This is a genomic window from Paracoccus aerius, from assembly GCF_014656455.1.
GTDB classification, from domain to species: domain Bacteria; phylum Pseudomonadota; class Alphaproteobacteria; order Rhodobacterales; family Rhodobacteraceae; genus Paracoccus; species Paracoccus aerius.
The window spans coordinates 201,812-226,898 of the sequence record NZ_BNCL01000004.1 but is presented as its reverse complement, the minus strand read 5'-3'; the positions used below and the strand labels follow the sequence as shown (position 1 = coordinate 226,898).

Below are 25,087 nucleotides of genomic sequence, written 5' to 3'. Positions count from 1 at the left end.
GGGCGAAATCGAGTCGTAACTTGGCGCGCATTCATGAAAGACGGCTCACTGCGTCGCGTTCTGATGTCGGAAACGCGAGATCTGCACGATCGCCTTGACCAGGCGATCGGCGTCTTTGCTGATGCCGGCGCCTATCGCGGCTTCCTGACCGGCAGCTATCGCTTTCGCGCCGCTCTTGAGCCCAGGCTGACGGACGGGGCCTGGCAGGTGCAGCGCCTTTCCCGGTTGCTGGAACAGGACATGGCCGACCTGGACCAGCCCCGTCCCGCGCTTCCCGCGGCCCCCGCGCTTGAGGGGCGCGCGGCGCAGGCGGCCGCCTGCTATGTCCTGGAAGGTTCCGCCCTGGGGGCGCGGCTGCTGGCGCGGCGCGCGGCGGACCAGGGCTTTACCGCCAGCTTCGGCGCGCGTCACCTGGCCGCGCAGACGGCCCAACCGGATCGTTGGCGGCGGTTCCTGGACTGGCTGGAACACGCAGATGTTCCCCAGTCCCAGGCCGTAGACGGCGCACGCGACGTGTTTGGACTTGCACTAAGTGCATATGGCGTGAAAGCTGCGGCATGAACGAAAATGCTGCCTTTGACGCATCATTGGTCGGCAAGTCGATCGACCTGACGAATTGCGATCGTGAGCCGATCCACATCCCCGGCAGCATCCAGCCGCATGGCTGCCTGCTGGCCTGCGACAATTCGGCCCGGACCGTTCTTTATTGCTCGGACAATGCTGTCGAGATGCTGGGCTTGCCCGGCCATCCGCTGGGTCAGCGGCTGACCGAGGTCATCGAGGCCGAAACCGCGCATCGGCTGCTGAACGCCTTGGCGGTGTCCGGCAACAAGCCGCGCCCGGCCCTGGTCTTCGGGGTCGAAGTCAACGGCCGCGGGTTCGATGCCACCATCCACCGCTTCAAGGGCCACACGATCATCGAGTTTGAGCCCGCCTCGGACCGCGTCGGCACCATCATCAGCCTGTCGCGCACCGTCATCGAACGCCTGCGCGCGACGGATGACGTGGAAACGCTGATCGCCCAGGCCGCGATGCTGGCCCAGGCCCAGTTGGGCTATGACCGGGTGATGATCTATCAGCTGGGCGAGGATGGGGCAGGCAAGGTCGTGGCCGAGGCCAAGCTGGACGAACAGGAAAGCTTCCGCGGCCAGTATTTTCCCGCCGGCGACATTCCCCAGCAGGCCCGCGCCCTTTACCTGCGCAATCCGATCCGCGTGATCGGCGACGCCTCGTTCGTGCCGGTGCCGATCCTGGCGCAGGGCGACGGGGTCGATCCTCTGGACCTGTCCTATGCGCATCTGCGCAGCGTCTCGCCCATCCATTGCGAATACCTGCGCAACATGGGGGTCGCGGCCTCGATGTCGGTGTCGATCATCATCGACGGCGCACTGTGGGGGCTGATCGCCTGCCACCATTATGCGCCCAAGGTCCTGACGATGGCGGACCGCGCGGCGGCCGAGATGGTGGGCGAGTTCTTCTCGATGCACCTGGACGCGCTGACCCGCCGCCAGACCCGCGAGGCGGAAATGGCCGCCCGGCGTGCGCTTGACGACCTGATGGTCGATGCCCGCAAGGACGAGGATGCGGGTGCCGCCCTTCGGGAACGCCTGCCAGAACTGGCAGGGCTGATCGAGGCCGACGGCATCGCCATGTGGCTGGACGGTTGCTGGACCGGGCTGGGACATGCCCCGGCCGAGTTCGAGGCCGCGCCCATCATGGCCCTGGCCGAGGGCCTGTCCGACGGGCAGGTCTTCTGCACCGATGGCCTTGCTGACCTGCTGCCCCTGGCGGGCGGCCTGACGGACAAGGTCGCCGGGGTGATGATCGTCCCGCTGTCCCGGCGGCCGCGCGATTTCCTGTTCTATTTCCGCAAGGAGGCCGTTCAGACGCTGGACTGGGCGGGCGATCCGAACAAGACCTATGCCACGGGCAAGTTCGGCGACCGGCTGACACCCCGCAAAAGTTTTGCGATCTGGAAGGAAACCGTTCGCGGCAAAAGCCATCCCTGGTCCGAAGGCGACCGCCGCTTCGCCGAGGCGCTGCGCATCGCCGTGGTCGAGGTTCTGTTGTTCAACAACGAACTGCTGGCCGATGAACGCAGCCGCGCCGCCGTCCGCCAGCGGGTGCTGAACCAGGAACTGAACCACCGCATCAAGAACATCCTGGCCGTCATCCAGTCGCTGGTCAGCCGCAAGCCCAAGGACGGCGAAACGCTGGCCGATTACGCCAATGCCCTGCGCGGGCGCATCCAGGCCCTGGCCTATGCCCATGACCAGGTGATCCGCGACGACCAGGGCGGGCTCTTGGGCGACCTGCTGGGGGCCGAGCTTGGGCCCTATGCAGGCGACGGCAAGCCCATCCGCCTGGAAGGCCCTGCCGTGACGCTGGACGCCCGCGCATTCTCGGTCATGGCGCTGATCTTTCACGAGATGGCGACAAACGCGGCCAAGTATGGTGCCCTGTCGCGGCCGGGCGGTCGGCTGGCGGTCGAATGGCATCTGGACACCGACGGCCACTGCCAGATCCGCTGGACCGAGGACGGGCTGCACGGCCTGACACCGCCGCGGCGGTCGGGCTTCGGCTCGGCCCTGATCGAACAGTCGCTGCCCTTCGACCTGGGCGGGGAAAGCCGCGTGACCTATCGCCCCATGGGGATCGAGGCAGCCTTCATGCTGCCCGGCGATTTCATCCGCCTGTCAGAGGCGGCCCCGGCCATCAGCGCAAGGTCGCTTGCCCCGGCCCAAACCAATCCGCTGGCCGGTCGCCGGGTTCTGCTGGTCGAGGACCAGGCCCTGATTGCCATGGCCCTTGAGGCCGAGCTTGAGGATGAAGGCTTGCACGTCACCGGCCGGGCCGGCGCCGTTGTCACCGCCCTTGCGCTGATCGCCAGCGATCCGCCCGACCTTGCCGTGCTGGACGTCAACCTGGCCGAGGGCGATTCGCTGCCCGTGGCCGAGGCCCTGCGTGCCCGCGCCATCCCCTTCGTCTTCGCGACCGGCTATGGGGCGGGAATGACCCTGCCCGACGGTTTTGCCGACACCCCCATCGTCAGCAAGCCTTATCAGATCGCTGACATCATGCAGAAACTGGCCGAGGCCGAGGCCAAGGCACGATAAGCCGCGCCGGTAATCCCTGGGGTCAAAGCCGGTATGCGCGCGCAATTTCCGGTGCCTCCGGCATTCTCTTTGCGCAGTTTTTGCGATAGCGCGGGTCGCTGGCCCGCCTCATCCGCGAAGCGGGTTTCCTTTTTCCTGACAAGCGGATCAAAAACCATGACTGATCAGACGATCTCGGCGCCCGCAGCGGCGCGTGGCACGCCCGTCAATTCCCCGGCGCGCGTGCTGCTGGCCAGCCTGATCGGCACGACGATCGAGTTCTTCGACTTCTATGTCTATGCAACGGCCGCAGTGCTGGTCTTCCCGACCCTGTTCTTCCCGGCCTCGGATGCGACCACGGCGCTGCTGGCCTCCTTTGCGACCTTCTCGATCGCCTTCTTCGCCCGGCCCTTCGGCGCCATCGTCTTCGGCCATTTCGGCGACCGGATCGGGCGCAAGGCCACGCTGGTCGCGGCCCTGCTGACGATGGGCATTTCCACCGTCATCATCGGCCTGCTGCCGACCTATGCGCAGATCGGCGTCGCGGCGCCCGCGCTGCTGGCGCTGTGCCGGTTCGGGCAGGGCTTCGGCCTGGGCGGCGAATGGGGCGGGGCGGTCCTGCTGGCGACCGAGAACGCGCCCGAGGGCAAGCGAAGCTGGTACGGGATGTTCCCGCAGCTTGGCGCCCCGGTCGGGCTGTTCCTGTCGTCGGGCTTCTTCTGGGTGCTTCTGCATTTCATGAGCCAGGACGACCTGCTGGCCTGGGGCTGGCGGCTGCCCTTCCTGGCTTCTATCATCCTGATCGTGCTGGGCCTCTGGGTGCGGCTGTCGATCACCGAAACCCCCGAATTTGCCGAGGCCGTCAAGCACGACCAGCGTGTGTCCGTTCCGGTCGTGGAACTGTTCCGCAACCACAAGCGCAGCCTGTTCCTGGGCACCTTCGTGGCGCTTGTGACCTTTGTGCTGTTCTACATCTGCTCGGCCTGGCTTCTGTCCTACAACGTCAAGGTGCGTCAGGTCGCCTTCATGGACGCGCTGCTGATGCAGATCTATGGCTCGGTCATCTTCGGTATCGCGATCCCCTTCGCGGGCAAGATCGCCGATGCGACGGGCCGCCGGCCGTTCCTGGTGGTGGTGACGATCATGATCGGCATCTTCTCGTTCTTCCTGGCGCCGCTGATGGGCGCGGGCGAGGGCAGCCTTTACCTGTTCGTGACCATCGGCATGTTCCTGATGGGCCTGACCTATGGCGTGATCGGCGCAGCCCTGGCCGCGCCCTTCCCGACGCGCGTGCGCTATACCGGGTCGTCGATCACCTTCAACTTCGCGGGGATCTTCGGGGCTTCGCTGGCGCCATACGCCGCGACCTGGCTGCAGCAAAGCTATGGCCTGGCGCATGTAGGCTATTACATGCTGGCGGCATCGGTGATCACGCTGGCCTGCATCCTTGCGTCTGGCCGCGACGAGGTCTGACGGACGATCATGGCGGCGGGGGCGGCGTTCAGGCAACAAGCGCAGACGGTGCTGATCGGCATCGTCGGTGTCGGGCTGTTCCTGGTGCTGCACCTGCCCTTGCCCTTCCTGTTCGGGCCGATGATGGCCTCGCTGGTCGCGGCGCTGATGGGCGTGCGGCTGGCGGGGCTGGGCCAGATCTCGGTCGCGGCGCGGTCGGTGCTGGGCGTGGCCATCGGCGCCTCGGTCACGCCGGCGCTTGTGGCGCAGCTTCCCTCGATGCTGGCCTCCGTCGCGATCATCCCCCTCTACATCGCGGCCATCGGCCTGGTCGGCGTGCCGTTCTTCCGCCGCTTCTGCGGGTTCGACCTGGTGACGGCCTTCTATGCCGCCATGCCGGGCGGGGCCGCCGACATGACCGTATTCGCCGGGGAAGCCGGGGCCAATATCCGCCAGGTGTCGCTGGTCCATGTGACGCGGCTGCTGGTCATCATGATCGTGGGGCCGCTGGTTCTGGTCTGGCTTTACGGGGTCGAACTGACCCATCCGGTGGGCCAGCCGGCAGCCCAGATCCCCTGGACCGAACTTGTGGTGATGGCCTTGGCCGCCATTGTCGGGTGGAAGGCCGCGGCCCGGATCGGGCTGTTCGGCGCGGCGATCCTGGGGCCGCTGATCGTGGCGGCGGGGCTGTCGCTGGCGGGCGTCCTGCACATGCGCCCCCCGCGCGAGGCGCTGCTGGCCGCGCAGTTCCTGATCGGCATCGGCATCGGCACCAGCTACGTGGGCGTCACGCTGCGCGAGTTGCGCGAAACCGTCGCGGGCGGGGCGATCTTCGTGCTGATCCTGGCGGTGCTGGCAGGCGCCGTGACCGAGTTCGTCACCCTGACCGGCCTTGCCCCGCCGGTCGAGGGTTTCCTGGCCTTCATGCCGGGCGGACAGGCCGAGATGTCGATGCTGGCGCTGATCGCGGGGGCCGACCTGGGCTTTGTCGTGGCCCATCACATCGCCCGCGTGATCCTGGTCCTGACCGGCGCGCCGATCCTGTTTGCGTTGATCCGGCGGCGGCGCCCTTAGGCGGCGTCAGGCCAGCGTCTGGCGCATGGCCGCGATCAGGTCGTGGAAACGGTCGCCCTGAACGATCACGTGGTCATGCAGCGCCCGCGCCGCGGCCTCGGCGTCCCCGCCGCGGATTGCAGCGACGATGGCGTCATGTTCCGCGAAGGACCGGGTCATGCGGTTCCTGACCTGCAACTGCATCCGGCGGTAAGGTTGCAGCATCGCGTGCAGACGCGCGGCTTCCTGGGTCAGGAAGGCGTTGTGGGTGGCGCGATAGATGCAGTGGTGGAATTCCGAATTGCGCGCGTAATAGGCCTCGACCTCGCCCGCCTCGGCCAGGCGGCGGCAGTCCTCATGGACCTCGTGGAAGATGTCCAGCTCGGCATGGCTGATGCGGCGGGCGGCAAGGCGGCCGCAGCTTGCCTCGATCTCGGCCATGACCTCGAAGCGTTCGGCCAGTTCCTCGGGCGACCAGTGGGTGACGAAGGTGCCGCGCTTTGGCATTACGCGGACCAGCCCCGAGGCTTCAAGCTGCTGGAACGCCTCGCGGATGGGGGTGCGCGAGCAGTCGAACTCTTGCGCAAGGGCCTCGGGGTCCAGCCGCGTTCCGGGCAGGAAGCGGCCCCGGACGATCGAATTTTCCAGGGCGCGGCGGATGCGCAAGGTGTTCGGGATGCTGGTCACTTATTCTCCTCCACAGGCGCAGCCTAGCGGAAACCTGCCCAAACATCCATCGTCAACGCTGATATATACATCAACCCTTTTCGGGCGTATAACATTTGCGGGAGGAGGATTCGTGTGGAGGCGGATCCCCGACGCCGTTCATGCAGGAAAAGGGGAGAGCCGCATGACACCACATCTGATTTCCATCTATGCCTTGGTGCTGATGTTCGTGATCGCGACCATCTGGCCCATCAACATGGGCGTCCTGGCCTTTGTCGGCGCCTTCCTGGTGGGCACGCTTCTGGCGGCGCAGACCACCAGCGAGATCATCGACGGCTTTCCGGGCGGGCTGTTCCTGACGCTGGTGGGCATCACCTGGCTGTTCGCCCTGGCGCAGAACAACGGCACCATCGACTGGCTGGTCCGCATGGCTGTTCGCGCGGTCAAGGGCCGCATTGCCGCGATCCCGTGGATCATGTTCGGCATTTCCGCCCTGCTGACGGCGGTGGGCGCGGTCAGCCCCGGCGCGGTCGCCATTGTCGCGCCCATCGCGCTTGGCTTCGCCTTCCGTTATCACATCAGCCCGCTGCTGATGGGCCTGATGGTGGTCCATGGCGCGCAGGCCGGGGGATTCTCGCCCATCAGCATCTATGGCGGGATCACCAATGGCGTGGTCCAGCAGGCCGGGCTGCCGCTGTCGGCCATGACCACCTTCGCCGCCAGCTTCTTCGTGAACGCGGCGGTGGCGGGCATCCTGTTCATGGTGCTGGGTGGGCGCAGCCTGATGTCCGCCCGTCTGGACGGCATCGAGCCCGTCAACGTGCCCCATGTGGAAATCGCCCGCGCCGCCACCGGCCCGCAGATCTTCGGCGACAGCGAGGCGCAGGCCCTGACCAAGCGCGTCAGCCGCGAGGGCGGCGGCGATTCCAACCGCCTCGTGGCCGAGGTCGAGGAAGGGCGCGAACCCGACGGCACGCCGTACCAGATCTTCACGCTGGCGGGCCTTGTGCTGCTGGCGGTGCTGGTCCTGGCCTTCAACCTGGACATCGGCTTCGTGGCGCTGACCATCGGCCTGGCCCTGGCGCTGTGGAACCCGACCATGCAGAAGCGTGCGATGGCACAGGTCGCCTGGCCGGAAATCATGCTGATCACCGGCGTGTCCACCTATGTCGCGGTGCTGCAGGCGATGGGCACCATCGACTTCGTGGGCGATTCGGTGGCGGGCATGGCCTCGCCTTTGCTGGCGGCCCTGATGCTGTTCTTCATCGGCGCGGTGGTGTCGGCCTTTGCATCATCCACGGCGGTGCTGGGGTCGCTGATCCCGCTGGCGGTGCCCTTCCTGCAGGGCGAAAGCGGCGTCGGCGCGATCGGCTTCATTGCCGGGATGGCCGTCGCCTCGACCATCGTGGATGTCAGCCCGTTTTCCACCAACGGCGCCCTGGTCTTGGCCAACGCGCATGGCATCGACCGCCAGGCCTTCTTCCGCAAGCTGCTGAACTATGGTGCCATCGTGACGATCGTGGCGCCCGTGGTGCTGTGGCTGATCTTCGTCGTGCTGCCGGGTTGATCCCGGCCGCACACATCCCGCAAAGGAGAGTGCCGTGACAAGGATCGTGCAGACCCCCAGACAGACCCGCTTCGGCGACCTGTTCGACATGCTGACAGACCGGGGCCGCGCCCTGCTGCGATGGCGCGATCCTGCGGGGCGGGTGACCGCGCCCCCCGGCCTGCCCGACATGGGAGAGTTGCTGCTGTCCCGCCGGGGCGAGGCTTCGGGCGTGGCCCTGGCCCGCGCCCTGGTCGCCGCCTTAGAGGAGGCGGACGAGGCCCGGCGGCTGGCATTCCTTGAAACGCTCGCCGACCGCTTCGGCCCCGACCCCGAGGCCGTGTCCCGCGCCATGCAGGCCGTCGCCCGCGATCCCGCATCGGTCGAGGCGGTCGAGGCGCTGCATGTCGCGGCCGAACCGCGCCGGCAGGAACTGTTCCGACGCCTGAACCTTGCCCCCGGCGGCACCGCAGCCCTGGTCCGGATGCGCGAGGAACTGCTGCGCCACCTCAAGGACAGCCCGGCGCTGCGGCGGGTGGACAGCGATTTCGCGCATCTGTTCGCGTCCTGGTTCAACCGGGGCTTTCTGGTGCTGCGCCATATCGACTGGAACACGCCCGCTGCGATCCTGGAAAAGATCATCCGCTACGAGGCCGTCCACGCCATTCAGAACTGGGACGACCTGCGCAACCGCCTGCAGCCGACCGACCGGCGCTGCTATGGCTTCTTCCATCCGCAACTGGTGGACGAGCCCCTGATCTTCGTCGAGGTCGCCCTGACCCGCGAGATCCCCGACACCGTCGCCCCCCTGCTGGACCTGGACCGCAAGCCCATCGACGCGGCCGAGGCCACGACCGCGGTCTTCTATTCCATCTCGAACACGCAGAAGGGACTGGCCGGGGTGTCCTTCGGCAACTTCCTGATCAAGCAGGTGGTCGAGGAGCTGAAATCCGAACTGCACCAGATCCAGACCTTCGTGACCCTGTCGCCCGTCCCCGGCTTCGCCGCCTGGCTGGCCCGCGAACGGGAAGGGGGCAAGATGCTGCCGGCCGAGGTGCTGGCAGCCCTGACGCTGCTGGACCAGCCCGGCTGGCATGTGGACAAGGACGCGGCGCGGGCGCTGCGCGAGCCTTTGTTGGCAGCCGCCGCGATCTATTTCCTGCGCGCCCGCGATGGCAAGGGCCGCGCGGTCGATCCCGTTGCCCGCTTCCACCTGGGCAACGGCGCCTGCCTTGAACGGCTGAACGTCCTGGGCGATGTCTCGGCCAATGGATTGAAGCAATCGCACGGGCTGATGGTGAACTATCTTTACGATCCCGACCGGATCGAGGCCAATCACGAGGCCTTTGCCGAACGCACCGAGATCGCGGCATCCGACGCGGTGCGCCGTCACCTGCCCGCGACCACCGCCATGAAGGAAATGCCATGACCGCCAACCTGTTCGACATCCTGCAATCCGGCATCGCCGATCCAGATGCCACCGCGATCCAGACGGCCGCGGGCGAACGCATCAGCTATGGCGACCTGGTCGCGCGGACCGGCCGGATGGCCAATACGCTTGTGTCGCTGGGCGTCGGACCGGGCGACCGGGTGGCGGCCCAGGTCGAAAAGTCGGTCGAAGCGATCATCCTTTATCTGGCGACCGTCAGGGCGGGGGCGGTCTTCCTGCCGCTGAACACCGGCTATACCCCTGCCGAGATGGACTATTTCATCGGCGATGCGACGCCCGCGGTCCTTGTCTGCGACCCGGCAAGGGCGGATGCGCTTGCCAAGGGGGCGGGCAGCGCGGGGGCGCGGATCTTGACGCTGGACGCGGGCGGGCAGGGCAGCCTGACCGATGCCGTTGCAAGCCAGCCCGTCGATTTCGCCACCGTCGCGCGCGATGCGGACGACCTGGCTGCGCTGCTTTACACCTCGGGGACGACGGGACGGTCGAAGGGGGCGATGCTGACTCATGGCAACCTGGTGTCGAACACCCACGCCCTTCGCGAGGCATGGCGATACGACGCAAGCGATGTGCTGATCCACGCATTGCCGATCTTTCACACGCATGGCCTGTTCGTGGCGACCAATGTGACGCTGTTTTCCGGCGCATCCATGATCTTCCTGCCGAAATTCGACCCGGACCGGATCATGGGCCTGATGGACCGCGCCACCGTGCTGATGGGCGTGCCGACCTTCTATGTCCGGCTGCTGCAGGACGACCGGCTGGATCGCGCCACCACGGCGCATATGCGGCTGTTCATTTCCGGGTCCGCCCCGCTGCTGGCGGAAACGCATCGCGACTGGCAGGCCCGGACCGGCCACGCGATCCTGGAACGATACGGCATGACGGAAACGAACATGAATGCCTCGAACCCCTATGACGGCGACCGGATCGCGGGCACCGTGGGGATGCCCCTGCCGGGGACCGAGATTATCGTGACCGATCCCGAGACCGGCGCCGAACTGCCCCGGGGCGAGATCGGCATGATCGAGGTGCGCGGCCCCAATGTCTTCAAGGGCTATTGGCAGATGCCGGAAAAGACCGCGGCCGAGCTGCGCCCGAACGGCTTTTTCATCACCGGCGACCTGGGGAAATTCGATGACCGGGGCTATCTGCACATTGTCGGGCGCGGCAAGGATCTGATCATCACCGGCGGCTTCAACGTCTATCCAAAGGAAATCGAGACCGAGATCGACGCTCTTCCCGGCGTGGTCGAATCCGCCGTGATCGGCCTGCCGCACGGCGATTTCGGCGAAGGCGTGACGGCGGTTGTCGTGCCGTCGGGGCCGGACGCCATTTCCGAAAAGGATGTTCTGGCGGCGCTTGACGGGCGGCTTGCCCGGTTCAAGCAGCCCAAGCGCGTGCTGTTTATGGACGAACTGCCGCGCAACACGATGGGCAAGGTCCAGAAGAACCTGCTGCGCGACCGTTTCGCCGATCTTTATCGCTGAAGCTGTTCCGACAGGACGATGGGGCGGGCCTTGGCCCGCCTTTTTCGTTCTTGAACAGCCTGACACCTCCTGATAGTCGAACGTAATAACATATCAATTATGGAGATGACGGATGGCAAGGTTTCAAGCAATGGCGGCGGTTTTGGCCGTGGCAATGGCAGCAGGATCGCCGGTTCTGGCGCAAAGTCATGACCACAGCCACGACCACGATCATGCCCAGGGTCATGGCCATGACCATGCCCATGACCACGCACCTTCCGACAAGTCGGTCCATGACGGCTATTTCGACGATGCGCAGGTCCAGGACCGACCCTTGTCGGACTGGCAGGGCGAATGGCAGTCGGTTTACCCGCTGCTGACGGACGGCACGCTGGATCCGGTCATGGCCCGCAAGGCCGAGAAGGGCGACAAGACCGCCGAGCAATACCGCGCCTATTACGAGACCGGCTACAAGACCGACGTGAACCGCATCACCATCGACGGCGACCAGGTCACCTTCCACCGCGGCGACCAATCGGTCCAGGGCCGCTATGCCTCGGACGGGTTCGAGATCCTGACCTATGCCAAGGGCAATCGCGGCGTTCGCTTCATCTTCCAGAAAACCGAAGGTGACGAGGCTGCGCCGCAGTTCATCCAGTTTAGCGACCACCGCATCGCGCCGGAGGCCTCGGATCATTACCACCTTTATTGGGGCGACGACCGCGCGGCCCTGCTGGAGGAGGTGACGAACTGGCCGACCTTCTATCCGGCCTCGCTGGACAAGGATGGCGTGCTGGCCGAGATGCTGGCCCACTGACCCGTCAGTGGGTGCGCGCCAGCAGCGTGCGAAGCTGCGACGGGAACAGTTGAAGGATCAGCGTTTCCGTCATGGCCATGCCCTTGTGGTCCACATAGGCGCGCAGGTCGATGGGGGCTTGATCGTTCTCGGCAAAGCTCAGGTCGAACAGGGTGCGCCAGTAATCGGTGCCCACGACCGGATAGACGGCGGTGTTGGACACCTGCGCCTGCCCGGTCGTCACCTTGATCGTCAGCCCGTCCTCGCGCGACAGGCCGGCGAGGTTTGGCCCCGCAAAGTCGCAGACGACCTTGACCACGCCCTTGGGACGCGGCTGGCCCGGAACGCCGCCCGCGCCAAGGCGGGTGGCGGTGAAATGGCCGATGGGACTGGCGGCCGGATTGTCGCGCACCCAGTCCAGCCGATAGGCGAAGTCGTGGCTCTGGCCCTTGGCGGTCGGTTCGGCCGGCTGCCAGAAAGCCACGATATTGTCATGGATCTCGTCATCCGTGCGCAATTCGGTCAGCACCACCGCGCCATCGCCCCAGTCGCCCTGAGGTGTGATCCAGGCGCTGGCGCGGCGTTCGTAGAAGACGCCGTCGTCCTGGTATTGCGCGAATTCGCGTTCCCGCTGCATCAGCCCGAAGCCCTTGACCCCCGGCGAGGCGAAGCTGTTCACCATCGTGCCGGGCGGGTTGTTCAGCGGCCGCCAGATCCGTTCGCCATTGGCGGCAAGGATCTCCAGCCCGTCTGAATCATGCACCTCGGGCCGCCAGTCGGGCGAGACATGGGGCGTGTTCTTGCCGAACCAGAACATCGAGGTCAGCGGCGCGATGCCCAGCCGGTCCACCGCCTCGCGCAGGAAGACGGTCGCGCTGATGTCCTGGCTGACGCCGTCGCCGCGCCGCGATTCGATGCGATAGGCGCCGGTCGCGCGCGGGCTGTCCAGCAACGCATAGGTGGTCAGGTCGCCGTTGTCCGCGGGCTCCAGCCAGAAATGGGTGAACAGCGGAAACTCCTCGGGACCGTCGGGGATGGCGGTGTCGATGGCAAGCCCGCGCGCCGAAAGCCCGAACTGCCCGCTGTAACCCGAGGTGCGCCAGTAGGACGCGCCCAGGAAGGCCATCCAGTCCACCTCGGTCCGCGCGTCCTGCACGCGAAAGCCCGCAAAGCCCGTGGTGCGGGTCAACTGCCGCGCGGGATTGCCTTCGGGAATGTCGAACAGGTCCAGCGAGAAGGGCAGCTCGGTCGCGATTCCGTCGCTGACGGTATGAAGGCGCACCGGGTTGCGGAAATACATGCCGGGGAAGAAGGCCTGCACCGGGGACCGCTCGCCCTCGCCGCGCCACAGGCTGCGGTCGGCGCGAAAACGGACCTGGTTATGGTTGTCGTAATCCACCTGGTCCAGGATGTCCGGGTCCGCGACCTGCGGCGGAACATGGGGCTTGGCAGCCATGTCGCGCGCCATGTCCCGCAGCCGGTCGAACGAGAAAGGCTGACCCTCGCCCGTTGCCGTGGCCTGAGCGCGGGCCAGATGCGGCAGCAGGAAGAAAGCCCCGCTGCCCAGGGCGGCTTGCAACAGGTGGCGGCGGCTGAAACGGTCGCTGAACATGGAAACCCGGATGGCTGACATTTCCGGGCATCACATGTTCGCTTCCGGCGCGAATGCAAGGCCGGGCCTTTGCTTCGGCGGTCCCTTGCCGCCGAATTGCCCGCCACTGTCGCAGCCTTGCACCCAAAGGTGCCGGGCCGCGACATGCAGCCCGGCACCTGGCCTGTTTTGCCGATCACCAGATGAAGTCGTCGCCGTCCAGCTGGTTCAGGCGCGTATCCTCGATCACAAGGCGATGGGCGCCCGCCTTGATGATGACGTCCGAGCCGCTCTGGCTGGCGGCAGCGCGGATGCTGGCAAAGCTGTTGAAGCCGGCAAAGGACGACAGGTCGATTTCGTCATCGCCGTTCTCGAAGTCGCGGATGCGGTCGGTGCCGCCGTTGAAGACGAAGCGGTCCGACCCCTCGCCGCCGATCAGCGTGTCGTTGCCAGTACCGCCGTTCAGCACGTCATTGCCCTCGCCGCCGCTGAGGAAATCGTTGCCCGCCTCGGCCAGCAGCACGTCGTCGCCCTCGTGGCCCAGCAGGCGGTCGTTGCCGCCGCCGGAACGAACGCGGTCATTGCCTTCGCCCGCGCTGATCGTGTCGTTGCCCCCCAGCGAGACCGTGACATCGTTGCCTTCGCCCAGGGTAATGGTGTTGTGGCCTGCGCCCGCGTTGACGGTGTCGTTTCCCTCGCCTGCGTTGATGATGTCGTTGCCGCCATCGGCCCAGATCCGGTCGTTGCCCTCGCCGCCGATCAGGCGGTTGTGACCCGCGCCGCCGCGGATGTCGTCATTGCCTTCGCCGCCGTCGATGGTGTCGTTGCCGCCGCCGCCCGACAGGGTATCGTCGCCCGACCGGCCATAGATCAGGTCGGCCACGCTGGTGCCGTTGTAACGGTTGTCGCCGTCATTTCCGCGATAGGTCGCCATCTTCGTTTCTCCTGCAAGGGCGGTGTCGGAAGGACGCGCCGCCCCGCCCGTGGCAGCCGCGCCCGTCCCGGCTGGTGCCGGGTTTCTTGGCAGGGGCCGGGGACTGTCCCGCATCCGCCTGATGCAAGGGTTACGGGCGTGGCCCCGGGCCTATTCCCGGCGCGACGACATTTTTTTGGGGCGGACAGAAAAAAGCCCCCTGCGACGGGGGCTTTGGCGGGACACGGCGACGGGCGCGGCCTAGTCGGCCAGGGCCGCGGCCTCGTCTTCCGGGGTCAGCGGGTCGCCTGCACCGGTTTCGGCCAGCCAGTCGTCAAGCGCCGCAATGTCGCCCGATGCGGGGACATAGCCATCGGTGGCAGTCATGTCGCTGGCAAACTGCCGCTGCCATGTATCGCCCTGCCGACAGGCCACGCTGACCGTCAGGCCGGCATCCTGCGCGGTCTCATATTCACGGCAAAAGGCCCCCTCTGCCGTGCGATAGGATGCGATCATGGTCAGGTCGCGCCCGTCCCCCAGTTCGGTCACCTGGCCTGATGGCAGGCTGTCCAGAGCCGCGACCTCTGCCTCCGGCAGGCCTGCAGGGGTGCCGCCCATCTGCCACCAGGCAAGCCCCACCACCGCCGCGGTCACGGCTGCGGCAAGCGCAGCCCAGGGCGCGCGGTTGGCATTGGCCGGCACAGGCGGCGTCGCGGACAAGGGGGGCGCGGTCGGGGCCACGGTGCCCGAGGCCTGCACCGCGCTGCTGGCCGCGCGGATGCGGGCGATCAGGTCCTTGTCGGAAGGCGCCGGGGCGGCCGAGGCCAGGATCTTCAGCCGCGCCCGTGTTTCGGTGAACAGCCGCAGCCGGGCCTGGGCCTCGGGGTCGCGGGCCACGGCTGCGGAAACGCGCGCGGCCTCGGCCTGATCCAGTTCGCCGTCCGCCAGGGCCATCAGGGTTTCGTCGTCAATCTGCAAGGCCGGCTCCTTTCGAACGGGTGTTCCTGGAATACGGGTTAGGCGTCATTTTATTCCCAGCCTTTCGGCCAGGGCCAGCCTGGCGCGGGACAGGCGGCTCATGACCGTGCCCTTGGGGATGTCCAGCACCTCGGCGGCCTCGGCATAGCTGAGTTCCTCGATGCAGATCAGATGCAGGATCTCGGCCTGTTCCGGGGGCAGGGTCTTCATCGCCTGCTGGGTGGCCTGCAGCATCAGCCGGGCCTCGACCGCGCGGTCGCCGTCATCGGGCAGGGCCTCGGGCATGTCAAAGACATCGACCTGCACGCCCTCGGTCCGCTGGCGGCGGGTCAGGTCGATAAAGGCATTGCGGGTGATGCGGAACAGCCAGGGCTCCAGCCGGGCTGCGGGATCATAGCTGCCTGCGGCCCGGATCGCGCGTTCCACCGTGGTCTGGACCAGGTCGTCGGCCAGATCGGCCCGCCGGGCCAGCGACAGCGCATAGCGGCGAAGATTGGGCAGGAGCCTGATCAAAGCCTCGCCGAATGCTGGGTCCATGCCGCCCTCTTGGATCTTTTTCCCGACCGGGGGAATAATTGCGGGTCTGTCGCGTCATTGTCCAGAAACGAGCTGTCCAAAGGGGCCACGATGCCAAACCCGCTGCTGTTTCTGATGATCGCCCTGCTGGTCCTTTCGGGCCAGCCGCAGCGTCATGCCGACGGCTGGTCGCTGGTCGCGACCGCTCTGGCAGATGATGACGACGACGATGACGATGATGACGACGATGATGATGATGATGATGACGACCGGGTGGTCCGCCGTGCGCGTCCCGCCGCCCCTGCGCCCCTGCCCACCCGGGCCGAGAACGAGGTCCTGGCGCGCGGTCTGGCCGAAGCCGACCTTGCCACCCTCCAGGCCGAGGGGTTCCAGATCCTGCAGCAACGCGAATTGTCCGAAGGCGGCAACCTGACCCGGCTTCTGAAGCCAGGGGCATTGACCATGGACCAGGCCCGCGACCGCGTCCGTGCCCTGGCCGCCGCGGCAGAAGCCGATTTCAACCACTTCTACCGCAGCGAGCAGGCAGGGCAGGGCACGCCATGCACGGGCGCCGATTGCCTTGCCCGCGACATGATCGGCTGGCCCGCGGGGCTGGCGGGCTGCGCCACGCTGCCGCGAATCGGCATGGTCGATACGGGGCTGAACGCCGATCACGCGGCGCTGTCGGATGCCCGCATCCGGGTCCACCGGATCGACACCGGGGCCGCGCCTTCGGATCTGGTGCATGGAACGGCGGTGGCCGCGCTTTTGGTGGGCGACCGCGACAGCCGCAGCCCCGGCCTTGTCCCGGGGGCCGAACTGATCGCCGTGGATGCCTTCCAGAAGGTCGCCCGCGATCAGCGCGCCGATGCCTTCGGCCTGATCGAGGCCCTGGATTACCTGGCCTCGCAACAGGTGCGCATCGTCAACTTGTCGCTGGCGGGACCGCCGAACGACGCCCTTGCCCGCCAGGTCGAGGAGATGGCGGCAGACGGCATCCTGCTGATCGCCGCCGCCGGCAATGGCGGGCCACGCGCGGCGCCGGCCTTTCCGGCGGCCTATGACCAGGTGCTGGCGGTGACGGCGGTGGACCGGCGCGGCCAGGTTTATCGCCGCGCGAACCGGGGCGACCATATCGATCTGGCCGCGCCAGGGGTGAATGTCTGGACGGCGGCCTCGATCAGCGGGGCGCGGACCAAGACCGGCACCTCCTACGCCGCGCCCTTCGTGACGGCTGCGGCGGCGCTGATCTGGCAGCGCGACCCCTCGCTTCCGGCGGCGCGGCTGCGCGACATGCTGCGCGACGGGGCCCGCGACCTGGGGCCCGACGGCCGCGACGCGATCTTCGGCTTTGGCCTTCTGGCGCCGCCGCCCCCCTGCTGAGGGCTTGGCAGCCGCAGGGCGCCATGCCACACCTGCGCCATGTGGCGTCCTGTCTGCACGATCTGCCTTTGCCTTTCCGGTCCTGCCGGGGCCGAGACCCTGCGCATCGCCACCTATGATCCCGGCCTGACGCGCGCGGGGCCGGGCCTTCTGCTGCGCGACATCCGCCGCGACGACCCCCAGGTGCTGGCCGCGGCACAGGTGATCGCGGCGGCCGCACCGGATGCGATCCTGCTGACCGGGATCGACTGGGACCATGACGGGCTGGCGCTTGCAGCCTTTGCCGCGCTGCTGGACAATGCCGGCCATCCGATGCCGCACCGGTTCGCGGCCCGTCCGAACAGCGGGATGCAGACGGGGTTGGATCTGGATGGCGACGGGCGGGCCGGAGGGGCCGAAGACGCCCAGGGCTTCGGGCAGTTCAGCGGGCAGAACGCCATGGCGATCCTGTCGCGCCTGCCGCTGGGTCCGGCGACCGATCATTCCGCGACCCTGTGGCACGACCTGCCCGGCGCGCTGATGCCGCCCGCCACGCCCGGGGGGCAGCGCCTGTCCTCGACCGCGCATTGGGACGTGCCGGTCATGACCGATGCAGGGCCGCTGCACCTGCTGGCCTGGTCCGCCACGCCCCCGGTCTTCGACGGCCCCGAGGATCGCAACGGCCGCCGAAACCACGATGAGGCCGCCTTTTGGCTGCACCACCTGCCCGATGCGCCCTTCGTGCTGCTGGGCAATCCCAACCTGGATCTGGCGGACGGCGACGGGCGCGCGCAAGCGATGGCCGCGCTGCTGGATCACGCGCAGGATCCGCAGCCTCGTGGGGCGTTCCAGCCCGACCAGGCCGGTGCCAATGCTGGGCACAAGGGCGACCCCGCCCTTGATACAGCGGTCTTTGATCCAAACGGGCCGGGCAATCTGCGGGTCGATTATGTCCTTCCCGACATGGATCTGGCTGTCGCCGCCAGCGGCGTCCTCTGGCCCGATCCAGGCGATCCGCTGGCACCCGCGGTCGAGGCCGCGTCGAACCACCGGCTTGTCTGGGTGGACATCGAGTTGGATTCGCTTTCGGCGAGCCAGGGGCGGTGAACAGCGCCGCTCTGGCAGGCCAAAGGCAATCGCCACCCTGCCGCATCGATAGCGCCGGTTCGCCCAAGCCCGATGCAGCACCTTGAGAGGGTGAGGACGCCACACACGCCTGAACGATGACAGGGTCGACGGCTTTCCCGGCCCGGCGTTCCTGTCACCGGAGGAGGCTACCTCCCCAACCCCTGCGATAACTCAATAGCGCGGCGCCTTCTCCTCGGCGCGGCTTTGGGCTGACAGGTTCAGCAGCACCTCGGCCCGGCCGAATTCGCGGGCGGCGTCGCGCCGGGCGGCCTCGAAGCGGGGCTGCATCCGGGCAAGCTCGGTTTCGGCCTGGTGCAGTTCACGGGCGCTGCGGCCGGCCTGGGCATTGGCGATCCGCGCCTCGGCGACCGAAAGGGGGGCGGTGCTGCGATAGCTTTGGTCCAGGGCGGTGCGCATGGCGGCGGCATGGGTTTGGGCCTGCTTCATGTGAATGTTGAAGGCCGCAAACCGCTTCAACTCTCGTTCCGCCTTGAGGCGCGCAATGCGTTCCAGTTGCGCCAGCTTGTCGCTTTGCCTGCTCATCGGGTGCTTACCATCCGGCCCGCGCCTTTTCTCTCATCTTCTCGGCGAAGCGGATCGCGGCGGCAACGGCGGCGAACTGTTCGCGGCGGATTTCCTGGCCGATCTCGACCGTGGCATGGATCGCGCGGGCGCAGGGCGGGTCGGACCAGATCGGCACGCGGTTGTCCTTGGCGCGTTCGCGGATCCGGGCCGCGACCTCGTCGGTGCCCTTGGCCAGGCAAACGGGCGCCCGGCCGCTGCCGCGCTTCCATTCCAGGGCCACGGCGTAGTGGGTCGGGTTCACGATCACCACGTCGGCCTTCGCGACATCGGCCAGCATCTGGCTGGTGGCGATCTCGATGGCCCGCTGGCGGCGGGCGGCCTTGAAATGCGGGTCGCCCTCGGAATCCTTGTATTCGTCCTCCATCTCCTTGCGGGACATGCGGTTCTTGCGGCGGTGGTCGAACCATTGCCAGCCCATGTCCAGCCCCGCGATCAGGACGGAAACCGCAAGCGCCAGCCCCAGCACCCGGCCCAGCATCACCCCCAGGTCGGCGATCCAGCGGTCCCCGGCCAGCGGACTTGCCATCAGGTGGCCCAGCAGGCTGCGGAACAGCAGCCAGCCGCCCGCGCAAACCAGGGCCGCCTTGGCCAGCGAGATGCCAAAGGTGACCAGCCCGGACTTGCCGAACTTCTGCGCGGCGGTCTTGACCGGGTTGATCCGGTTCAGGTCGAAGGCCAGCTTCTGCGGCGCAAAGACCAGTCCGCGACCAGCGATCAGCGCCACCAGGATCACCAGGCTTGGCACCGCCGCCAGGGCCAAGGCCGCCCAGCCGGCATATTGGCCTAGCGCCGCGGCGATGGCGCCGGTCGAACCCGGCGCCCAGCCTTCCGAGCCAAGGGCGCGGGTGGCCATCGCCAGCCAGGCCTTGACGGCAAGGCCCGCGCCGACCGCGAAGGCCAGCCAGGCGCCCAGATACATCGCGGCGACGTTCAGTTCCGGGGATCGCGGGATGTCGCCCTTTTCGCGGGCGCGGCGCAGCTTCTGCTCGGACGCCTCGAAGGGCTTGTCGTCGTTCTCCTCGCTCATGGCGCCCCCGGCAGCATATGGCCCAGCACGGCATCGGCCCAAAGCGCGACCAGCACCGGCGCCAGCAGCGCAAGCGCCCCAAGCGCCAGCATGATCGCGGCGGGCGATCCGATGAAGATCACCGGCAGGGCGGGCATGACCCGGTTGATGACGCCCGACAGCGCCTGGAACATGAAGCCGCCCAGCGTGAAGGGCGCGGCCAGAAGCATGGCGATCCAGAAGCTGCGGGCGACAAGCCGGATCGCCTCGGACGCAAGCCCTTGGGCATCGGGCCATCCGCCCGGCGGCCAGACGCCGAAGCTGTCGGCCATCAGGTGGACCAGCATCACCGGCAGGCCCAGGGCCATCAGCACGGCGATCCCGGCCAGGTGGATCATGTTGCCGATGGGATGGGGCGCGGCCTCGTTCTGGCCGCCGATCAGCTGCGACAAGGACGCGGTCGCCGCAATGGCCGAGGTGGCGATGTCCAGCGACAGCGCCAGAAGCCGCAGGCCCATGCCTGCGGCAAGGCCGATCAGCGTCTCGCCCGCGGCCTGAGCCACTGTTGCCACGACATCCCCGGGTGCCGCGGCGGGCGGTGCAAGGCCCGCCAGCATCGGCGTGACCGCCAGGGCCGCCGCGGCGCGGACGCGGATCGGCAGGACCCGTTCGCCCAGTCCCGGCAGGACCAGCACCAGGGCCTGCACCCGCAGATAGACCAGCACCCATGTCCAGTTGAACCCCGGCAGCAACTGGCCCAGCTCGTCCCACATCATCCGACCTCGATCGTGCCGACCAGACGCAGTTCGGCCCCGGGATCGATCTCCTCGAGGCCCAGGACCGGGATGGCGATGCCGTTCGATCCCAGAACCGCGCGCAGCATCCGGCGGCGGTGGTCGGGGGCCACCAGCACGGTCTGCAACGCGGGCTCGACCGTGGCCATTGCCCGGCGCGCGGCCTCGAGCAGCTTGCGCGACAGGGCCGGGGTCAGGGCGCCGCCGCCCGCGCGGCCGGTTTCGCTGTCGGCGCGGACGAACTCGGCCTCCCATGCGGGATGCAGTTGCAGGGCGGAAATGCCGCCCGAGGGGTCGCTGTATTGCTGCGTGATCTGCCCGCGCAACCGCTTGCGGACCAGCTCGTAGACGGTTTCGATCGACTCGATGCCCTGGAACTCGGCCATGGCATCGACGATCAGCGGCAGGTTGCGGATCGAGACCTTCTCGTCCAGCAGCGCGCGCAAGACCGCCAGCAGGGTCTCGGGCGAAACCTTGTCGGGGATCATGCCGTCGAAATAGCGCCGGTTGCGGTCTGCGCGCCCCGTGTCGGAAAGGGACTTCAACTCCTCGATCTGGCGCTGCATCGCGCCAAGGGTCAGCAGGGACGACAGGTTGGCCTTCACGACCTCCATCAGGTGGGTCGAGAGAACCTCCATCGGGGTCACCACGGTCGCGCCCTGGGTCGCGGCATCGTCCTGATCCTCGCGGTCGATCCAGCGGGCGGGGCTGAGATAGACGGGTTCGCGCACCGCATCGCCGGGAAGGCCCTGCAGGACATGGTCCGGCCCAAGTGCCAGGACCCTGCCAGGCCGCAGGCTGCCGCGGCCGCGCACCACGCCATGGATGCGGATCTGGTAGTCGCCGGGATAAAGCTCGTCCGTGTCGGTGATGCGGACATCGGGCAGGATCAGGCCATAGGCGCGCGCGATATGGATGCGCAGGTTGGTGATCCGGCTGCCCAGCCCCCGCGCCTGGTCAAGCGCGATCAGCACCAGGTCGGTGCCGATCTCGACGCTGATCTCGTCGGTGTCCAGCACGTCGCCGATGCGGGCGGCGGGCCGGGATGCGGCGGTCTCTGCCGGCAGGTCGGGCAGGGCGATCGCGGCCGCCTGTGCCTTGCGGTGCAGGTGCCAGCCGCCAAGGGCCAGGGCCGCGGCGATGGCCAGGAACAGCACGCGCGGCATCCCCGGCACGAAGGACATGAGCAGCATCGCCGCCGCGACAACCGCGGCGGGCTGCCAGCTGCGGATCAACTGGCTGGACAGAAGCCGCGTGGTCGTGTCGGTCGCCCCGCCCCGCGACAGCAGCAGCGCCGCCGCCATGGACGTGATGACGGCAGGGATCTGGCCCACCAGGCCGTCGCCGATCGTCAGATGCGAATAGGTCGCCATCGCCTGGCCCACCGGCATCTTGTGGGCGACGATGCCGATGCCCAGGCCCACCAGCAGGTTGACCAGCGTGATGACGATGCCCGCGACCGCATCGCCCTTGACGAATTTCGACGCCCCGTCCAGCGAGCCGAAGAAATTGATCTCCTGCTGGTCGCGAAGACGGCGGTTCTTGGCTTCCTGGTGGTCGATCGCGCCCGAGTTCAGGTCGGCGTCGATTGCCATCTGCTTGCCGGGCAGCGAATCCAGGGCAAAACGGGCGGCCACCTCGGCCATGCGGCCCGAGCCCTTCGTGATGACCATGAAGTTCACGATGGAAATGACGGCAAAGACCGTCAGCCCGACCATCAGCGATCCTCCGGCCACGAAGCTGGCGAAGCCGTTGATGATATGTCCCGCGGCGTCCGTGCCGGTGTGGCCCTGCGTCAGGATCAGCCGGGTCGAGGACACGTTCAGCGACAGCCGGATCACCAGCGTCATCAGCAGCAGCATCGGAAAAGCCTGGAAGTCGGTGGGCCGGTCCACCAGCGATGCCATGACAAGGACCAGCACGGCCGCCGCGATGGACAGGGCGAAGCCGAGGTCCAGCACCGACGGGGGCAGCGGGATTACCATCGAGATGACGATCAGCACCAGCCCGCCCGTGACCAGGACCGAGGCGTCGATCTGCCGGCGGGGCCTTGCGCGGATGGCGGCGGTCATTCTGCCTCCTTTTCGGGGGCGGCGGGCGCGGGGTTCAGGATGTCGGCTAGGGGCCAGGCATCGGCGGTCAGCAACCCCGCCCGGCGCAGGAAGACCAGGGCTTGCAGGCGCGCCTCGGGCGGCATGGCGAGCAGGCGGAGGCGATAGTCGGGGGGCAGCGGCTCTCCGTCCAGAAGCCAGCCGGTGGCGTCCTCGGCCAGGGCGGCGGCGGGGGGCAGCATCGGCCTCTCGGCCGAAGCCGCGCCGGAAACCCCAAGGGCGATGACCAGGGCCCCCAGCATCACGCGGCCTTCTTCAGGTCGCGCAGCGCGGCCTCCAGCGTGTCGAAGCTGGGGCGGACATGGTCGGGCACGGTCTGGCGCCCCACCTCGACGCAAAGATTGGTTGCGTGTTGGTGCAGGCCCGCGATCAGGACCGACTTGATGACATCGAAGAAGGCCAGGTCCTGCTTGATGACGCCGCCCAGCCGGGCAGCCAGGGGCGCCACGAAGCCATAGGCCAGGAACACGCCCAGGAAGGTGCCGACCAGGGCGCCGCCAATCATTCCGCCCAGGACGGCGGGCGGCTGGTCGATCGCGCTCATGGTCTTGATGACGCCCAGCACGGCCGCGACGATGCCAAGCGCGGGCAAGGCGTCGGCCATGCTTTGCAGGGCATGGGGCACATGCATCGAATCCTCGCGCAGGCCAGTCAGGCGGCGGGCCAGCATCTCCTCGACCTGGTAGGGATCGTCATAGTTCAGGCTGGCCGAACGCAGCGTGTCCGCGATCAGCGAGACCACGTCGTGATCCGCCAGAAGCCGCGGATAGGCCGCGAAGACCGATGAGTCCTTCGGGTTCTCGATATGCTGCTCCAGGGCGACCGGGTTCTCGCGCGCGATCTTGAGCAGCTGGAACATCAGGCACAGCACGTCCTGATGATCGGCCTCGGTCCATTTCGACCCCTTGAAGGCCTGGATGATCCCTTTCGGCGTGTGCTTCAGCGTATGGCTGTCGTTGGACAGCAGATAGGAACCGATGGCCGCGCCGCCGATCATCATCATCTCGAAGGGCAGCGAATGGGTGATGACGCCCATCTTGCCCCCGGCGAGGATATAGCCCCCGAAGACCATCGCGAAGGTGACGACGATTCCAACGATCCCGAACATGGGCTATCTCCTAGTCGTTGCGGACGCTGCGCGCGCCCATCTGGGCGGTCAGCAGGGCGGCCTGGCGCGGCTCGACCGAGGCGATGATGCGGGCGCCGTTTTCCGGCTGGACGCGCATCAGGATTTCGGCGGCGAAGTCGGGAGGCAGGTTGGTTAGGACTGCCGCCGCCTCGGCAGGCTTCATCTGGTCATAAACCGCGACAAGGCGGTCGATATCCTCGCGCACCGCCTGCGAGGCGCCGTCGCGGCGCGTCTGGATGCCGGATTTCTGCTGGCGTAGTTCGGTCGCGCGGGCCTTCAGCGCCGCCTCGGCAGTGGCGATCTCTGCCTTGCGGGTATCAAGCGCCTCCATGTAGCGCTCGATCCGCAGGGCGCGGTCGCGCAACTCGGTGGCAAGGGCCACGGCTTCGGGGACGTCGGTGCAGCCTTGCAGCAGGTCGCTCGAACTGGCCGAAGCCGCGAAAAAGCGCGACAGATCCTGCGCCTGCCACAGCGCGGCCCCGGCGGGGACGGCAAAGGCCAGGGTCAGCATCGTCAGGATCGACCTACGCATCGGCATTCACCACCCGCTTGCGCAACCGCCGCATCGGGATGACGGGGGCGGGCACGGCGACGGGCGCCTGGGCCTGGGTGATCTTCTGGCGCAGATCCCACAGCGCGCGTTCCTTGCGCGCCGCCGTGATTTCCGCCGACAGGGCCTGGCCCGCCGCGGTGGCCTCGTCCTTGGCCTCGCGGATGGCGCGGTCCAGGCGGTCCACTTCCGAAGCCATGACGGCGATCGCGCCGCCCAGGCCCGTTTCCAGGTCGTTGAGCCGCCGCAGCCTGCGCGACAGGGTCAGGCAAAAGGCGCCAAGGCCCAGCGACGCCGCCAGCAGCGCGGCCTGAAAGACATGTTCGAGGGTCATCATTTGAAGCGAAACTCCGTGATCAGCAGGTCCTTGACGGCTGTTTCGCCCAGGACATAGCGGGTGCGCGCCAGAAGCTCGGCCCGGATGATTTCAAGAACGCCGCGCTTGTCATAGGCGGCGGGATCGATGCCCGACAGGAAGCCCGTGAAGCTGTCCAGGATGCGCGGCATCAGGTGCGTGACCTCGGCCTGGTGGGTGCCGTCGGTTTCCAGGCTGGCGGCGAGGACCAGGCTGCGGCCCGACCCGCCGGGGATGTTCAACTCGATCACGGGCACCGTCACGAAGACGACCGAGGGAAGAACCGGCGCTTCCTCTTGCGGGGCCAGAAGGGCCGCGGGCGACCACAGCCCCAGATAGGTCGAGGCAAAGCCGCCCCCGGCCAGCAGCAGCGCCGCCAGGATCGGGATCAGCTTCTTCTTGGCCGATGCCTTGGGCGGATCGGCTGCCAGGTTCGCGGTCGCATCGGTCATGGTGATTCTCCGTCGTGACAAGACGGAATTAGCACCCCGCGACTAACCAATTCTTAATGACGCCCGTGTCATCAACGGCGGGACAAAGGAACC

At 67.6% G+C, this 25,087-nt stretch carries 24 protein-coding genes; 10 read left to right on the top strand and 14 right to left on the bottom strand.

Translation table 11 applies throughout. From position 1 onward, the window contains the following. Window positions 1–33: 33 nt before the first annotated feature. The 4 genes from IE224_RS07115 (at window position 34) to IE224_RS07100 (ending at window position 5,621) form a co-directional block, all read left to right on the top strand. Window positions 34–561: a biliverdin-producing heme oxygenase gene (locus IE224_RS07115; protein WP_191309048.1), complete on the top strand. Its 528-nt coding sequence runs from the start codon at window positions 34–36 to the stop codon at window positions 559–561. After that, entirely contained in the window at window positions 558–3,116 is a 2,559-nt protein-coding gene (locus tag IE224_RS07110; protein ID WP_191309046.1) for an HWE histidine kinase domain-containing protein, read from the top strand. The genes IE224_RS07115 and IE224_RS07110 overlap by 4 nt, the downstream gene beginning before the upstream one ends. Window positions 3,117–3,272: 156 nt before the next feature. Then, window positions 3,273–4,568, top strand: coding sequence for an MFS transporter (locus IE224_RS07105; RefSeq protein WP_167623035.1), 1,296 nt, complete (start codon window positions 3,273–3,275; stop codon window positions 4,566–4,568). A gap of 9 nt (window positions 4,569–4,577) precedes the next feature. After that, window positions 4,578–5,621 carry an AbrB family transcriptional regulator gene (locus IE224_RS07100; RefSeq protein WP_191309044.1) on the top strand — a complete coding sequence of 348 codons (1,044 nt, stop codon included), beginning with the start codon at window positions 4,578–4,580 and terminating at the stop codon, window positions 5,619–5,621. Window positions 5,622–5,627: 6 nt separating this feature from the next. On the opposite strand, the gene IE224_RS07095 is transcribed toward IE224_RS07100, so the two are convergent. Next, complete coding sequence (locus IE224_RS07095; RefSeq protein WP_191309042.1) at window positions 5,628–6,287, bottom strand: GntR family transcriptional regulator; 660 nt, start codon at window positions 6,285–6,287, stop codon at window positions 5,628–5,630. 163 nt (window positions 6,288–6,450) lie between these two features. Between IE224_RS07095 and IE224_RS07090 the strand changes: the two genes are divergently transcribed. From IE224_RS07090 to IE224_RS07075, 4 genes are all read left to right on the top strand, one after another. Then, window positions 6,451–7,833, top strand: coding sequence for an SLC13 family permease (locus tag IE224_RS07090; protein ID WP_167623032.1), 1,383 nt, complete (start codon window positions 6,451–6,453; stop codon window positions 7,831–7,833). 88 nt (window positions 7,834–7,921) lie between these two features. Continuing rightward, window positions 7,922–9,241 carry a malonyl-CoA decarboxylase gene (locus IE224_RS07085; protein ID WP_191309195.1) on the top strand — a complete coding sequence of 440 codons (1,320 nt, stop codon included), beginning with the start codon at window positions 7,922–7,924 and terminating at the stop codon, window positions 9,239–9,241. Then, a complete protein-coding gene (locus tag IE224_RS07080; RefSeq protein ID WP_191309040.1) occupies window positions 9,238–10,749 on the top strand; it encodes a malonate--CoA ligase in 1,512 nt (503 codons plus the stop codon). The genes IE224_RS07085 and IE224_RS07080 overlap by 4 nt, the downstream gene beginning before the upstream one ends. 130 nt (window positions 10,750–10,879) lie before the next feature. After that, the gene (locus IE224_RS07075; RefSeq protein ID WP_229849281.1) at window positions 10,880–11,545 is read left to right on the top strand and encodes a metal-binding protein ZinT; all 666 of its coding nucleotides are present in this window, start codon (window positions 10,880–10,882) and stop codon (window positions 11,543–11,545) included. Window positions 11,546–11,549: 4 nt separating this feature from the next. Here the strand turns inward: IE224_RS07075 and IE224_RS07070 are convergent, their stop codons facing one another. The 4 genes from IE224_RS07070 to IE224_RS07055 all read right to left on the bottom strand — a co-directional run bounded on the left by IE224_RS07070 (window position 11,550) and on the right by IE224_RS07055 (window position 15,543). Then, window positions 11,550–13,136: an OpgD/OpgG family glucan biosynthesis protein gene (locus IE224_RS07070; protein ID WP_191309036.1), complete on the bottom strand. Its 1,587-nt coding sequence runs from the start codon at window positions 13,134–13,136 to the stop codon at window positions 11,550–11,552. 175 nt (window positions 13,137–13,311) lie between these two features. Beyond that, the gene (locus IE224_RS07065) at window positions 13,312–14,049 is read right to left on the bottom strand and encodes a calcium-binding protein (RefSeq protein WP_191309034.1); all 738 of its coding nucleotides are present in this window, start codon (window positions 14,047–14,049) and stop codon (window positions 13,312–13,314) included. A gap of 240 nt (window positions 14,050–14,289) precedes the next feature. Beyond that, entirely contained in the window at window positions 14,290–15,006 is a 717-nt protein-coding gene (locus IE224_RS07060; protein WP_191309033.1) for a hypothetical protein, read from the bottom strand. Window positions 15,007–15,051: 45 nt separating this feature from the next. Then, window positions 15,052–15,543, bottom strand: coding sequence for an RNA polymerase sigma factor (locus IE224_RS07055; RefSeq protein ID WP_167623025.1), 492 nt, complete (start codon window positions 15,541–15,543; stop codon window positions 15,052–15,054). Between the two features lie 90 nt (window positions 15,544–15,633). On the opposite strand from IE224_RS07055, the gene IE224_RS07050 reads away from it, so the two are divergent. Together IE224_RS07050 and IE224_RS07045 are read left to right on the top strand one after the other, a co-directional pair. Beyond that, window positions 15,634–16,905: a S8 family serine peptidase gene (locus IE224_RS07050; RefSeq protein WP_191309031.1), complete on the top strand. Its 1,272-nt coding sequence runs from the start codon at window positions 15,634–15,636 to the stop codon at window positions 16,903–16,905. 39 nt (window positions 16,906–16,944) lie between these two features. Next, window positions 16,945–17,991: an endonuclease/exonuclease/phosphatase family protein gene (locus IE224_RS07045; RefSeq protein WP_191309029.1), complete on the top strand. Its 1,047-nt coding sequence runs from the start codon at window positions 16,945–16,947 to the stop codon at window positions 17,989–17,991. A 192-nt stretch (window positions 17,992–18,183) separates the two neighbouring features. Here the strand turns inward: IE224_RS07045 and IE224_RS07040 are convergent, their stop codons facing one another. From IE224_RS07040 to IE224_RS07000, 9 genes are read right to left on the bottom strand one after another with little or no spacing between them, the layout of a single operon-like run. Then, window positions 18,184–18,555, bottom strand: coding sequence for a hypothetical protein (locus IE224_RS07040; RefSeq protein ID WP_191309027.1), 372 nt, complete (start codon window positions 18,553–18,555; stop codon window positions 18,184–18,186). A gap of 7 nt (window positions 18,556–18,562) precedes the next feature. After that, entirely contained in the window at window positions 18,563–19,624 is a 1,062-nt protein-coding gene (gene flhB / locus IE224_RS07035) for a flagellar type III secretion system protein FlhB (protein ID WP_191309025.1), read from the bottom strand. Further along, the gene (locus IE224_RS07030; protein WP_191309023.1) at window positions 19,621–20,379 is read right to left on the bottom strand and encodes a flagellar biosynthetic protein FliR; all 759 of its coding nucleotides are present in this window, start codon (window positions 20,377–20,379) and stop codon (window positions 19,621–19,623) included. The genes flhB and IE224_RS07030 overlap by 4 nt, the downstream gene beginning before the upstream one ends. Further along, complete coding sequence (locus tag IE224_RS07025; RefSeq protein WP_191309021.1) at window positions 20,376–22,469, bottom strand: flagellar biosynthesis protein FlhA; 2,094 nt, start codon at window positions 22,467–22,469, stop codon at window positions 20,376–20,378. Before IE224_RS07025 ends, IE224_RS07030 begins: the two co-directional genes overlap by 4 nt. After that, entirely contained in the window at window positions 22,466–22,750 is a 285-nt protein-coding gene (locus IE224_RS07020; RefSeq protein ID WP_191309019.1) for a hypothetical protein, read from the bottom strand. Before IE224_RS07020 ends, IE224_RS07025 begins: the two co-directional genes overlap by 4 nt. Beyond that, complete coding sequence (gene motA, locus IE224_RS07015; protein WP_191309017.1) at window positions 22,750–23,616, bottom strand: flagellar motor stator protein MotA; 867 nt, start codon at window positions 23,614–23,616, stop codon at window positions 22,750–22,752. Before motA ends, IE224_RS07020 begins: the two co-directional genes overlap by 1 nt. 10 nt (window positions 23,617–23,626) lie before the next feature. Then, window positions 23,627–24,175, bottom strand: coding sequence for a MotE family protein (locus tag IE224_RS07010; protein ID WP_229849280.1), 549 nt, complete (start codon window positions 24,173–24,175; stop codon window positions 23,627–23,629). Continuing rightward, entirely contained in the window at window positions 24,162–24,524 is a 363-nt protein-coding gene (locus tag IE224_RS07005; RefSeq protein WP_229849279.1) for a hypothetical protein, read from the bottom strand. Before IE224_RS07005 ends, IE224_RS07010 begins: the two co-directional genes overlap by 14 nt. Further along, complete coding sequence (locus IE224_RS07000) at window positions 24,521–24,994, bottom strand: flagellar basal body-associated FliL family protein (protein ID WP_191309015.1); 474 nt, start codon at window positions 24,992–24,994, stop codon at window positions 24,521–24,523. The genes IE224_RS07005 and IE224_RS07000 overlap by 4 nt, the downstream gene beginning before the upstream one ends. Window positions 24,995–25,087: the final 93 nt, after the last annotated feature.

Bases quoted from the DNA above. Each gene is read 5' to 3' on its own strand.
- IE224_RS07115 (WP_191309048.1), top strand. From the start codon at position 34: ATGAAAGACGGCTCACTGCGTCGCGTTCTGATGTCGGAAACGCGAGAT.
- IE224_RS07110 (WP_191309046.1), top strand. From the start codon at position 558: ATGAACGAAAATGCTGCCTTTGACGCATCATTGGTCGGCAAGTCGATC.
- IE224_RS07105 (WP_167623035.1), top strand. From the start codon at position 3,273: ATGACTGATCAGACGATCTCGGCGCCCGCAGCGGCGCGTGGCACGCCC.
- IE224_RS07100 (WP_191309044.1), top strand. From the start codon at position 4,578: ATGGCGGCGGGGGCGGCGTTCAGGCAACAAGCGCAGACGGTGCTGATC.
- IE224_RS07090 (WP_167623032.1), top strand. From the start codon at position 6,451: ATGACACCACATCTGATTTCCATCTATGCCTTGGTGCTGATGTTCGTG.
- IE224_RS07085 (WP_191309195.1), top strand. From the start codon at position 7,922: ATGCTGACAGACCGGGGCCGCGCCCTGCTGCGATGGCGCGATCCTGCG.
- IE224_RS07080 (WP_191309040.1), top strand. From the start codon at position 9,238: ATGACCGCCAACCTGTTCGACATCCTGCAATCCGGCATCGCCGATCCA.
- IE224_RS07075 (WP_229849281.1), top strand. From the start codon at position 10,880: ATGGCGGCGGTTTTGGCCGTGGCAATGGCAGCAGGATCGCCGGTTCTG.
- IE224_RS07070 (WP_191309036.1), bottom strand. From the start codon at position 13,136: ATGTTCAGCGACCGTTTCAGCCGCCGCCACCTGTTGCAAGCCGCCCTG.
- IE224_RS07065 (WP_191309034.1), bottom strand. From the start codon at position 14,049: ATGGCGACCTATCGCGGAAATGACGGCGACAACCGTTACAACGGCACC.
- IE224_RS07055 (WP_167623025.1), bottom strand. From the start codon at position 15,543: ATGGACCCAGCATTCGGCGAGGCTTTGATCAGGCTCCTGCCCAATCTT.
- IE224_RS07050 (WP_191309031.1), top strand. From the start codon at position 15,634: ATGCCAAACCCGCTGCTGTTTCTGATGATCGCCCTGCTGGTCCTTTCG.
- IE224_RS07045 (WP_191309029.1), top strand. From the start codon at position 16,945: ATGTGGCGTCCTGTCTGCACGATCTGCCTTTGCCTTTCCGGTCCTGCC.
- IE224_RS07040 (WP_191309027.1), bottom strand. From the start codon at position 18,555: ATGAGCAGGCAAAGCGACAAGCTGGCGCAACTGGAACGCATTGCGCGC.
- flhB (WP_191309025.1), bottom strand. From the start codon at position 19,624: ATGAGCGAGGAGAACGACGACAAGCCCTTCGAGGCGTCCGAGCAGAAG.
- IE224_RS07030 (WP_191309023.1), bottom strand. From the start codon at position 20,379: ATGATGTGGGACGAGCTGGGCCAGTTGCTGCCGGGGTTCAACTGGACA.
- IE224_RS07025 (WP_191309021.1), bottom strand. From the start codon at position 22,469: ATGACCGCCGCCATCCGCGCAAGGCCCCGCCGGCAGATCGACGCCTCG.
- IE224_RS07020 (WP_191309019.1), bottom strand. From the start codon at position 22,750: ATGCTGGGGGCCCTGGTCATCGCCCTTGGGGTTTCCGGCGCGGCTTCG.
- motA (WP_191309017.1), bottom strand. From the start codon at position 23,616: ATGTTCGGGATCGTTGGAATCGTCGTCACCTTCGCGATGGTCTTCGGG.
- IE224_RS07010 (WP_229849280.1), bottom strand. From the start codon at position 24,175: ATGCCGATGCGTAGGTCGATCCTGACGATGCTGACCCTGGCCTTTGCC.
- IE224_RS07005 (WP_229849279.1), bottom strand. From the start codon at position 24,524: ATGATGACCCTCGAACATGTCTTTCAGGCCGCGCTGCTGGCGGCGTCG.
- IE224_RS07000 (WP_191309015.1), bottom strand. From the start codon at position 24,994: ATGACCGATGCGACCGCGAACCTGGCAGCCGATCCGCCCAAGGCATCG.